This is a genomic window from Methylobacterium indicum (assembly GCF_001043895.1).
GTDB classification, from domain to species: domain Bacteria; phylum Pseudomonadota; class Alphaproteobacteria; order Rhizobiales; family Beijerinckiaceae; genus Methylobacterium; species Methylobacterium indicum.
The window spans coordinates 1-10,495 of sequence record NZ_JTHF01000292.1 but is presented as its reverse complement, the minus strand read 5'-3'; the positions used below and the strand labels follow the sequence as shown (position 1 = coordinate 10,495).

The following is a 10,495-nucleotide window of genomic DNA, read 5'->3' as shown; positions in this document are numbered from 1 at the left end:
GGCCGTCCTCGACGACGAGCCGGGGCTCGTCGTTCTCGACCCCGGGGAAAAGGCGTCGTTCGCCGAGTCCCTGGCGCAGGCCGCCCGGGGCGAATTCGCGAGCGACGAGCGGATACGAGCCATCTGGGCGAAGCACGGCCTGTGAAGCTGCGCTACACGCCCGAGGCGGCGGACGAACTCGAACGGATACTGGACGGGATCGCCGAGAAATCCCCGTACGGCGCCCGCCGCATCCAAGCCCGTATCCAGGCGGCGATTGAGCGCTTGCTCGAACAGCCGGGCAGCGGACCACCGACCGATCTTCGTCCCATGCGCAGGACCTTGGCGAGCCCCTACCTGATCTTCTACGTCGCGACCGAGAGCGAGATCGTCTTAGTCGGCATCCGGCACGGCGCTCGCGACCCCGCCACGATGCCGAACACGCCATGACGACCCGCATGACGACCCGCATGACGACCGCCAACCTCTTCGCCGGCCTGCCCACTGCGCCGCAATCCGACGAGACGACCGACGTCCTGGCGCGAGCCCCGCACGGCCGCGTCGAGCGGATCGTCTCCACCGGCCAGGCGAGCCCGCCGGGCTTCTGGTACGACCAGCCCTGGGACGAGTGGGTCGTGCTGCTCTCGGGAAGCGCCGGCCTGCACCTGCACGGCGAGCCGGCGCCGCGGCGGCTCGGACCCGGCGATCACCTGACGATCCCGGCCCGCCTGCGCCACCGGGTCGAGTGGACGAGCCCCGACGAGGCGACCGTCTGGCTCGCGGTCCATCTCCGGCCGGAGGATCAGCCGTCGACCGCGACCGAGAGCCCGTCATAGGCCGGCACCACCCCGGGCGGCAGGCGCCGTCGCAGGGTCTCGTAGTCGAGGTCGGTGTGGAGGTTGGTCAGGATGGCGCGGCGCGGCGCCACCTCCTCGATCAGCGCCAGGGCATCCGGCACCGAGAAGTGGGTCGGGTGCGGCGTGTCGCGCAGCGCGTCGATGATCAGGAGGTCGAGGTTGCGCAACCGGGCCTTGGCGGCGTCCGGCATGGTGCTGACGTCGGGCGCGTAGGCGGCGTCGGCGAAGCGGAAGCCGAGCGCCTGCTCGGGGCCGTGCTCCATCGCGAAAGCGGTGGCGGTGACGGGACCGCCCGGCCCCTCGACGGTCACCGGCGCGTCGATGTCGAGGTCGTGCAGGTCGAGGATCGGCGGGTAGAGGCTGCCCGGCCGCGAGGTGAAGCAATAGGCGAAGCGGGCGCGCAGCAGCTCGGCGGTCGTGGCGTCGGCATGGACGGCGATGCGCCGGCGCATGTGGATCACCATCGCGCGGACGTCGTCGATGCCGTGGGTGTGGTCGGCGTGGGAATGGGTGAACAGGATGCCGTCGAGGCGCGTCGCGCCGGCATCGAGCAGCTGCTCGCGCAGGTCCGGCGAGGTGTCCACGAGAACGGTGGTCGCCTCGCTCTCGACGTCGCGGCGCTCGACCAGGAGCGAGCAGCGCCGGCGCCGGTTCTTGCGCTCCGCCGGGTCGCAGGCGCCCCAGCCGTAGCCGACCCGCGGCACGCCGCCCGAGGAGCCGCAGCCCAGGATGCGAAGGGTCAGGGTCGGCATGCGGTCAGAGCCCTCAGCGGTATGCGGCGGCCTTGTCGAACAGGCGGTAGAAGTTGGCGGTGGTGAGGGCCGCGAGCGCCTCGGGCGTGAGCCCCACGGTCTCGGCCAGCACCCGGGCGGTGTCGGCGACGAAGGCCGGCTCGTTCGGCCGGCCGCGATGCGGCACCGGCGCGAGATAGGGCGCGTCGGTCTCGACCAGCAGGCGGTCCTTCGGCACGGCGGCGGCGATCGACCGGATCTCGTCCGAGTTGCGGAAGGTCACGATGCCGGAGAACGACACGAACAGGCCGAGCGCGACGCCGGTCTCGGCCAGCCGCCGCCCCGACGAGAAGCAGTGCAGCACCGCCTTGAACGGCCCGCGCGCCATCTCCTCGGCGAGGATACGGCCCACGTCCTCGTCCGCCTCGCGGGCATGGATGACGAGCGGCAGCCCGCTCTCCCGCGACGCCGCGATGTGGGTGCGAAAAACCTTCTGCTGCACGTCCCGCGGGGCGGTGTCGTAATGGTAATCGAGCCCGGCCTCGCCGATGCCGATGCAGCGCGGGTGGCGCGACAGGGCGACGATCTCGTCGGCCGTCACGTCCGGCTCCTCGCCCGCCTGGTGCGGGTGGGTGCCGATCGTGAACAGCACCTCGGGGTGCGCCTCGCTTAAACGCCGGTAGGTCTCGAACCGGGCGACCCGGGTCGAGATCGTCACCATGCGGTCGATCCCGGCGGCCTTCGCCCGGGCCAGCACCTCGGGCAGCCGCTCGGCGAGGCCGGGAGAATCGAGGTGGCAGTGGCTATCGACCAGGCTCACGCCTCGGGCTCCACGTAGCGCGGGAAGATCGGGCTCGGCGCCGGCAGGGCCGTGCCGGGCGCGAGCCGGTGACCCGGCCCGACAGCGGCGAGGTTGCGCGCCTCGGGCGCCACCGCCAGCAGGTCGAGGAGCCGCGCCGCGGCGCTCGGGATGAAGGGCTGGACCAGGATGCCGACCGCCCGCAGCACCTCGGCGGTGGTGTACAGAACCGCCTCCATCCGGGCCGGATCGGTCTTGCGTAAGCTCCAGGGCTCCTGCCCGGCGAAGTAGCGGTTGGCCTCCGCGACGACCGCCCAGATCTCGGCCAACACCGCGTGCAGGGCGAGGTCCTGCATCAGCCCCCTCGCCTTCTCCGGCAGCGCGTCGGCCATCGCCAGCAGCGCCCGGTCGGCGGCAGCCGGCTCGCCGGCTTGCGGAATCTGGCCGCCGCAATTGCGGGCGATCATGGTCAGCGAGCGCTGGGCGAGGTTGCCGAGGTCGTTGGCGAGGTCGGCGTTGAGGCGGTTGACGATCGCCTCGTGCGAGTAGCTGCCGTCCTGGCCGAACGGCACCTCGCGCAGCATGAAGTAGCGCAGGGGATCGACGCCGTAGGCCTCGGCGAGCGCCGTCGGGGCGACGACGTTGCCGAGCGACTTCGACATCTTCTCGCCCTTGTTGAGCAGGAAGCCGTGGCCGAAGACGCGCTGCGGGACCGGGAGACCGGCCGACATCAGGAAGGCCGGCCAGTACACCGCGTGGAAGCGGATGATGTCCTTGCCGATGACGTGGAGCGCCGCCGGCCACTGGCGCCAGCGCGGGGCGCCCTCGTCGGGGAAGCCGCAGGACGTGATGTAGTTCGTCAGCGCGTCGACCCAGACGTACATGACGTGGGCCGGGTTGCCCGGCACCGGCACGCCCCAGTCGAAGGTGGTGCGGCTGACCGACAGGTCCTGCAGGCCCGAGCGCACGAAGCTCGTCACCTCGTTGCGGCGCGAATCGGGGCCGATGAAATCCGGGTTCGCCTCGTAGAGGGCGAGCAGGCGCTCGCCGTAGGCCGAGAGCCGGAAGAAGTAGCTCTCCTCCTCGACCCACTCGACCGGCGTGCCGGTCTTCTCCGCCCGGCGGCTGCCGTCGGGCGCGGTGACGAGCTCGGCCTCGTCGTAATAGGCCTCGTCGCGGACCGAGTACCAGCCGGCATACTTGGCGAGGTAGATGTCGCCGTTCTCCTCCATCCGGCGCCACAAAGCCTGGGCGGCGGCGACGTGGTCGGCGTCGGTGGTGCGGATGAAGCGGTCGAAGGAGCAGTCGAGCTGCTCGGCCATGGCGCGGAAGCGCGGCGCCATCTCGTCCACGAAGGCGCGCGGGCTGATCCCGGCCTTGGCGGCGGTCTGCTGGATCTTGAGGCCGTGCTCGTCGGTGCCGGTGGTGAAGAACACGTCGTAGCCGTCGAGGCGCTTGAAGCGCGCGATGGCGTCGGCGGCGATCACCTCGTAGGCGTGGCCGATATGCGGCACCCCGTTGGGGTACGAGATGGCGGTGGTGATGAAGAACGGCTCGCCCGCCACGGCTGGTTTCCCGGTATGAAGGATTCGGATCGGGCCCGCCCGCGAGGCGGCGCCCGTCCGTGCCTTAGAGCAAATTCGGGCAGCGGTGCCCACCCCCCGCGAGGGCGTTCCCGCCGCTCCACCGCGCGTCAGGCCCCGACGGCCTGGCGGAACGGCTCGTCCATCGGCGCGTCCCGGTGGCGCGCCGCCCGGTCGAGGCGCACCGCGTGGTTGATGATCGCCATGTGGGTGAAGCCTTGCGGAACGTTGCCGCGCTGCTCGCCCGTGCCCGCGTCGATCTCCTCGGCGAACAGCCCGAGATCGTTGCCGCGGGCCAGCAACCGGGCGAAGAGCGGCTCGGCCTCCTCCATGCGCCCGGCGAGCGCCAGGCAGCCGACGCGCCAGAACGCGCAGGCCGCGAAGGTCGCCTCCGGGTGCTCGAAGCCGTCGGCGTTGCGGTAGCGGTAGATCAGGTCGCCGTCGCCGAGCCCGGCGCTCACCGCCTCGAGCGTCGCGGCGACCCGGGGCGAATCGGGCTCGAAGGCGCCGAACAGCACCGTGCGCAGGACCGCGGCGTCGAGGTCGTCGGAACCGTAGGCCTGGGTGTAGGCGCCGATGCGGGCGTTCCAGCCCTTCTCGTGGTAGTCGGCCCGGATCTCGGCGGCGACGCGCCGCCATTCCTCGACCCGCTCGCGCGCCGCCACGTCCACCTCTTGGGCGATCTGCACCGCCCGGTCGAGGGCGACCCAGAGCATGCCCTTGGTGTGGAGGATCTGGCGCGTCTCGTCGCGCAGTTCCCAGATGCCGTGGTCGGGCGCGTGGCGGCAGCGGATGACGTGGCCGGTCAGGTGCCCGAGCACCTCTGCCAAGTGGTCGTTGACCTTCACCGGCGGGTCGTAGTCGACGGCGTCCAGGAAGGCGTGGAGCGCCACCAGGAACTCGCCGTAGATGTCGTACTGGTGCTGGCTCGACGCCGCGTTGCCGATCCGCACCGGGCCGACCCCGCGCCAGCCGCGCAGATGGTCCAGGATCTCCTCTTCCGGAACGCGCCCGTTGATGCCGTACATCAGCTTCAGATCGCGGCCGCGGGTCCCGTCGGCCTCGCGCAGGAAGCGCAGGAATTCCGCCGCCTCGCGCACGTAGCCGAGATTGACGAAGGCCGTGACGGTGAAGCTCGCATCCCGCATCCAGACGTAGCGGTAATCGAAGTTGCGGGTGCCCGGCACCGCCTCCGGCAGGCTGGTGGTGGAGGCCGCGATGATCCCGCCCGAGGGGGCGTGGGTCAGGAGCTTGAGCACGAGCGCGCTGCGCAGCACGCTCTTGCGGTGCGGGCCGTCATAGGTGCAGCGCCCGGACCATTCGTGCCAATAGCTCTCCGTCGCCGCGAGGCTCGCGGCGGCGCTCCCGACATCGCCGTCGTCGTCCTCCCGGTGGGCGAGGACCAGGGATGCGCCCTCCCCGGCCTGCAACGCGAACGCCGCCTCGACCCGGTCGCCGACGATCGTCAACGGCACCGTGGCGGCGACCCGCACGCCCTCCGGCTTCGCGAGGCGCCGGCACAGGACCGTCCCGCCCGCCTCGGGCTCGAGGGCGGCGCCGTCCCGGGCGTAGTCGAAGGTCGGGCGCACCCGGAACCGCCCCGAGACCGTGCCGGCCTCGCAGGCGGCGATCCGCACGATCCGGCCGTGGGGCGCACCGTCCGGGCCCTCGTCGGGCACCTCCGCCAGGGGATGGAGCGGCATGAAGTCGGTGAGGCGCAGGGTCCCGGTCGCGGTGACGAACAGCGTCTCCAGGATGGTGGTGCCGGGCCGGTAGGCCCGGCGCGTCTCGCGCAGGTCGTCGAGGAGGATCTCGCAGGCCCCGCCCTTGTCCTCGTCGAGGAGACGCAGGAAGACGGCGGGACTGTCGTGGCAGGGCCAGCACAGCCAGTCGATCGATCCGTCCCGGGCGACGAGCGCCGTCGTGCAGGTATCGCCGATGACGGCGTAGTCCTCGATCGGCCGGTCCGTCACGTCGCCTCGCACCCAACATACGTTAAAGCGCGGGGGTAACGGTCCGCCGGGGAGCGGGTTTCGGGGCGCGACGGTTTGCGCCGCAACCCAGCCCCCCGTGCCCGCTCAGTCGACCCAGGTGCAGGCCACCGCGAGGGACGCGACGCCGAGGATCGCCCGTCTCTCGTCGCGGATCGTGACGAACAGGTTCAGCCGGTCCTGGCGGCGGGCCTCGTCGCGGGCGATGTCGGCCAGGACCCGCATGGCGTGGGCCCGGGCGGCATCGCGGCCCGGCCACTCGCTGCCCTCGTCGTCCCGATGCGACAGGTCGTGGTCGTTGATGTCGAAGAAGTAGTGCGGCACGGGAGGCCCCTGGGGGTGTCGAGAGGGCCTCCGGGCGAATCGTCCCGGTCCCGCCGACCGATCTCGCCGGTCGGAGGTGCCTCGGGGATTCACTAGAACGCAGCGACATCGGCTGCCCTCGCAAATGTTTATTGAATGCTGATTTTTCCGTTAGGCAAACAAGCACTTTAACTACCAGATTTAGGCAGTCTCGACCGGCGCAAATGCCGGTCCGCCGCGATCCGCAGCCGGGGCGCCCTGGCCAAATCCGCTGGCCGGCGATAGGGTTGTGCGGGTGGTTTTCCCCGCCTGCCGGGTGCGCCGGCGATCCGCGGCTCGGTGTCGGCGTCGTCGACGAAGAAGGACAGCGCGCCCTGCGGCTCTCGCTCTACACCGACCTGTCGCTGCGCCTGCTGCTCTATCTCGGGGCGGTGGAGGCCGGCGGCTGGACGACGACGCCCGCCGTCGCGCGCACCTTCGGGGTGTCGCTGAACCACCTGCAGAAGGTGGCGCGCGGGCTCACGGGGGCGGGCTACATCGAGGCCCGGCAGGGTCGCTCCGGCGGTGTGCGACTGGCCCGGCCGCCGGCCGAGGTGCGTCTGGGCGCCGTAGTGGCGGAACTGGAAGGCCTCGGCTGCCTCGTCGAGTGCGCCCGCGGCCCCTGCCCGCTCGCCGGACGCTGCCTCCTGAAGCACGCCCTCGATTCGGCCGAGCGCAGCTTCATCCGCGAGCTCGACCGCTTCACCCTGGCGGACGTGCTGGCCAGCCCGACCGGGGCGACCCTGCGCGACCTGATCGGGCGCGAGGCCGAGGGGGCGGGAGAGCCGGTCCCCTAAGCGGACTTGCGTTGGCAGACCAATGCTTCGCCCGCTTAGATTCTTGTTGTATCGCAGATTGTCGGCGCCGGACCGGTAACCACTTCGGCGAAATCTGCTTGGGGACTGCCGTCCGGCCCGGTTCGCCGCGCGGGCGGATCTCCTCGGATCACGCCGCCTCGCGGGCGGCCCGGCGTTCCGCGGCGGCGGCCTGCCAGATCTCCCAGGCGGCATCGGCGTTCAGGACCGCGATGCCGAGGCCGACCACCAGGTCGGGCCAGGGCGCGAAACCGGGCCAGGTCGACAGGGTGGCGGCGGTGACGAGCCCGGCCGCCACGATCGCCACGTTGGCGACCGCGTCGTTGCGGGCCGACAGGAAGGCCGCCCGGGTCAGGCTGCCGCGCCCCTCGCGGTGGCGGGCCAGCATCAAGGCGCAGACGACGTTGACGGCGAGCGCCCCGAGCCCCGTCAGGGTCAGGGGCACCGGGTCCGGGGCCGTGAAGGCGCCGAGCTTCTGCCAGGCGGTCCAGGCCGCGGCGAGCCCCGGCAGCAGCAGGATGCCGGCCATCGCGGCGCCGAGCCGCGCCCGGGCGGCGGGGCGCCAGCCGAGGCCGGCGACGATCAGGAGGTTGAGCGCCGCATCCTCCAGGAAGTCGACGCTGTCGGCCACCAGCGCCACCGAGCCGATCGCCACCGCCACGCTCGCCTCGATCCCGAAATAGCCGAGATTGAGCAGGGCGACGCGGCGCACGGTGGCGCGCAGGCCGGGATCGGTGTCGGACGGGGTCACGGGGCGGGCCTCGCGCGGATGGCGGCCGGTCGTCTATGCCCCGGCCGCGCGGCGCCGGCCAGGGCGCGCCCGCGCCGCACGACGCCGCATCGGTGCCATGCCGGGCCGGCGGTTGCACCGGGCCCCCGCGCCGGCTTCACTGCCCTCATCCGCCGGCCACAGGCGGAGACCCGCCGGGACACGGCGGGCACCCACCGAGACGCGGTGGGCACCCACCGAGACGCGGTGGGCAGCACCCACCGGGAAGCGGTGGGCCAGGAGGAGACGACCATGCCGCATTCATCACCGCCCCCGTCCCCGGGGCGGATGCCCCGCCGCCTCGTCCTCGGCGGGCTCGCGGCGGCACCCGCCGCCTTGGGTGGCACCCTCTCGGGGTCCGCGGCCTCGGCGGCGCCCGCCGGGCCGGCCGCAGCACCCCGTCTGGCGGTGGAGGAATTCCGCCTCCCCGGCCCGGAGGACGGGGTGTCGATCTACCTGCGCAACAAGCGCCCGGCCGGGACCGAGCGGTTCGCGCCCGACCGCATCCTGCTCTACGTCCACGGTGCGACCTATCCGGCCTCGACCGCCTTCGACCTGCCGCTCGGCGGCCTGTCGATGATGGACTACCTCGCGGGGCTGGGCTTCGACGTCTACCTCGTCGACCTGCCGGGCTACGGCCTCTCGGGCCGCCCCGCCGCGATGGGCCGCCCGGCCGCCGACGGCCAGCCCTTCATGCGGACGAAGGACGCCGCCGCGGTGGTCGGCCAGGCCGTCGACTTCATCCGCCGGCGGCGCGGGGTGGACAGGATCGACCTGATGGGCTGGTCCTGGGGCACCTCGACCATGGGGCTCTACACCAGCACCCACACCGACACGGTCAACCGCCTCGTCCTCTACGCGCCGCAATGGCTCTCGCGCACGCCCTCGCTCCTCGGCACGAGCGGCCCGCTCGGCGCCTACCGGAGCGTGAGCCGCGACAGCGCCAAGGAGCGCTGGCTCAAGGGCGTGCCGGCGGACAAGCAGGCGGACCTGATCCCGCCCGGCTGGTTCGAGCAATGGGCCGACGCCACCTTCGCGACCGACGCCGCCGGGGCCGCGCAGACGCCCCCGGTGCTCCGGGCGCCGAACGGCGTCGTGGCCGATTCGCAGGAGTACTGGCAGGCCGGCAAGCCGCTCTACGATCCCGGCGAGATCCGGGTGCCGACCCTCGTCATCCACGCCGAGTGGGACGCCGACCTGCCGAGCTACCAGGCCCAGGACTACTTCGCCCGCCTCACCCGCACGCCCTACAAGCGCTTCGTGGAACTCGGCGAGGGCACCCACACGGTGATGATGGAGAAGAACCGCATGCAGTTCTTCCGCGAGGTCGCCGCCTTCCTGACCGAGGCCGACCCGCAGGCGCTGAACTGACCGCACAAACGACGAAGGACCGCCCCGGAGCCCGGGGCGGTCCTTCCGATGTCTCGGTTCCGTACGGGCGTCAGGCCGCCCGCACGGTGTCGAGGAAGCGGGCGACTTCGGCCGAGAGCTGCTCGGACTGGCGCGACAGCTCGGAGGCCGCCGAGAGCACCTGGCTTGCCGCCGCGCCGGTCTCGTCCGCCGCCCGGGCGACGCCGGAGACGCTCGCCGTCACCTCGCCGGTGCCGGCGGCGGCCTCCGAGACGTTGCGGACGATCTCCCGGGTCGCCGCGCCCTGCTCCTCCACCGCCGCGGCGATCGAGGTGGCGACGCCCGCGATCTCCTCGATCCGTGCGGTGATCCCGCCGATCGCGCCGACCGCCTGGCCGGTCGAGGCCTGGATCGCCGCGATCTGGCCGGTGATCTCCTCCGTCGCCTTGGCCGTCTGGCCGGCGAGTTCCTTGACCTCCGCCGCCACCACCGCGAAGCCGCGCCCCGCCGCTCCGGCACGCGCCGCCTCGATGGTGGCGTTGAGCGCGAGCAGGTTGGTCTGCGCGGCGATCGACGAGATCAGCCCGACCACGTCGCCGATGCGGTGGGTCGCCTCGGTCAGCGCCTGGACCTGGGCCGCGCTCGCGCCGGCCTCCCGGACGGCGGCCCCGGCGAGCCGGGCCGAGCCGTCGACCTGCCGGCCGATCTCGGCCACCGAGGCGCCGAGTTCCTCCGCCGCCGCCGCCACCATGCCGACATTCGAGGCGGCCTGGGCGGCGGCCGCCGCCGCGCCGCCCGACTGGCCGGCGGTCTCCCGGGCGGTGAACGTCATGGTCTGGGCGGTGGCCTGCAGCTCGGTGGCGGCGGCCGTGACCGCGCCGACGATGCCGCCGACCGCCCGCTCGAAGGCATCCGCCAGCGCGCGGGTCGCCTGCCGGCGCTGCGCCTCGGCGCCGGCCCGGGCGAGCGCGGTCTCCTCCTCCAGCGCCCGGGTGCGGACCAGGTTGTCGCGAAACACCGCGAGCGCCCCCGCCATGGCGCCGAGCTCGTCCCGGCGGCCGGCGCCCGGGATCGCGGTCGCGGCATCGCCCTCGGCGAGGCGGCGCATCGCGCCGGTCATGCGGCCGAGCGGCCGGACGACGCGGACGAGGCAGAACAGCACCGCCGCGAGGGTGACGAGGACCGACACCGCGAGCATCGCGACGGCGGTGCGGGTCGCCTCGACCCGCTCGGCCCGGGCGGCCTCGCCGGCGGCGGTGCCGGCGGCGGCGTTGAGGGC

General features: G+C 73.0%; 11 protein-coding genes. 4 read left to right on the top strand and 7 right to left on the bottom strand.

The annotated features are described in order from the left end of the window. Window positions 1-141 precede the first annotated feature (141 nt). Together QR78_RS27585 and QR78_RS27580 are read left to right on the top strand one after the other, a co-directional pair. Complete coding sequence (locus QR78_RS27585; protein WP_053221119.1) at window positions 142-429, top strand: type II toxin-antitoxin system RelE/ParE family toxin; 288 nt, start codon at window positions 142-144, stop codon at window positions 427-429. Next, window positions 426-815 (top strand): cupin domain-containing protein, encoded by a 390-nt coding sequence (locus QR78_RS27580; RefSeq protein ID WP_244276569.1) that lies wholly within the window; start codon window positions 426-428, stop codon window positions 813-815. The genes QR78_RS27585 and QR78_RS27580 overlap by 4 nt, the downstream gene beginning before the upstream one ends. Here the strand turns inward: QR78_RS27580 and QR78_RS27575 are convergent. The 5 genes from QR78_RS27575 to QR78_RS27555 all read right to left on the bottom strand — a co-directional run bounded on the left by QR78_RS27575 (window position 782) and on the right by QR78_RS27555 (window position 6,264). Further along, the gene (locus QR78_RS27575) at window positions 782-1,588 is read right to left on the bottom strand and encodes an MBL fold metallo-hydrolase (RefSeq protein ID WP_048430810.1); all 807 of its coding nucleotides are present in this window, start codon (window positions 1,586-1,588) and stop codon (window positions 782-784) included. The two genes, QR78_RS27580 and QR78_RS27575, sit on opposite strands and share 34 nt — an antisense overlap. Before the next feature lie 13 nt (window positions 1,589-1,601). Then, window positions 1,602-2,387 carry a TatD family hydrolase gene (locus tag QR78_RS27570; RefSeq protein ID WP_244276568.1) on the bottom strand — a complete coding sequence of 262 codons (786 nt, stop codon included), beginning with the start codon at window positions 2,385-2,387 and terminating at the stop codon, window positions 1,602-1,604. After that, on the bottom strand, window positions 2,384-3,931 hold the full coding sequence (gene metG / locus QR78_RS27565) for a methionine--tRNA ligase (protein WP_048430809.1): 1,548 nt from the start codon (window positions 3,929-3,931) through the stop codon (window positions 2,384-2,386). Before metG ends, QR78_RS27570 begins: the two co-directional genes overlap by 4 nt. Window positions 3,932-4,059: 128 nt before the next feature. After that, on the bottom strand, window positions 4,060-5,934 hold the full coding sequence (locus QR78_RS27560) for a glycoside hydrolase family 15 protein (protein WP_280137076.1): 1,875 nt from the start codon (window positions 5,932-5,934) through the stop codon (window positions 4,060-4,062). A gap of 93 nt (window positions 5,935-6,027) precedes the next feature. Then, window positions 6,028-6,264, bottom strand: a complete 237-nt coding sequence (locus QR78_RS27555; RefSeq protein ID WP_048430807.1) for a DUF6894 family protein — start codon at window positions 6,262-6,264, stop codon at window positions 6,028-6,030. 266 nt (window positions 6,265-6,530) lie between these two features. On the opposite strand from QR78_RS27555, the gene QR78_RS27550 reads away from it, so the two are divergent. Then, window positions 6,531-7,079 carry an RrF2 family transcriptional regulator gene (locus QR78_RS27550; protein ID WP_244276567.1) on the top strand — a complete coding sequence of 183 codons (549 nt, stop codon included), beginning with the start codon at window positions 6,531-6,533 and terminating at the stop codon, window positions 7,077-7,079. 148 nt (window positions 7,080-7,227) lie between these two features. On the opposite strand, the gene QR78_RS27545 is transcribed toward QR78_RS27550, so the two are convergent. Continuing rightward, window positions 7,228-7,848, bottom strand: coding sequence for a cation efflux transmembrane domain-containing protein (locus tag QR78_RS27545; RefSeq protein ID WP_048430806.1), 621 nt, complete (start codon window positions 7,846-7,848; stop codon window positions 7,228-7,230). A 270-nt stretch (window positions 7,849-8,118) separates the two neighbouring features. On the opposite strand from QR78_RS27545, the gene QR78_RS27540 reads away from it, so the two are divergent. Beyond that, window positions 8,119-9,237, top strand: a complete 1,119-nt coding sequence (locus tag QR78_RS27540; RefSeq protein WP_053221120.1) for an alpha/beta hydrolase — start codon at window positions 8,119-8,121, stop codon at window positions 9,235-9,237. A gap of 70 nt (window positions 9,238-9,307) precedes the next feature. Here QR78_RS27540 and QR78_RS27535 read toward each other — a convergent pair. After that, on the bottom strand, window positions 9,308-10,495 hold a 1,188-nt coding region (locus QR78_RS27535; RefSeq protein WP_048430805.1), incomplete at its 5' end, for a methyl-accepting chemotaxis protein.

What these genes read in the sequence shown, in the direction of transcription:
- QR78_RS27575 (WP_048430810.1), bottom strand. Translation starts at nt 1,588, where the DNA reads ATGCCGACCCTGACCCTTCGCATCCTGGGCTGCGGCTCCTCGGGCGGC.
- QR78_RS27580 (WP_244276569.1), top strand. Translation starts at nt 426, where the DNA reads ATGACGACCCGCATGACGACCCGCATGACGACCGCCAACCTCTTCGCC.
- QR78_RS27540 (WP_053221120.1), top strand. Translation starts at nt 8,119, where the DNA reads ATGCCGCATTCATCACCGCCCCCGTCCCCGGGGCGGATGCCCCGCCGC.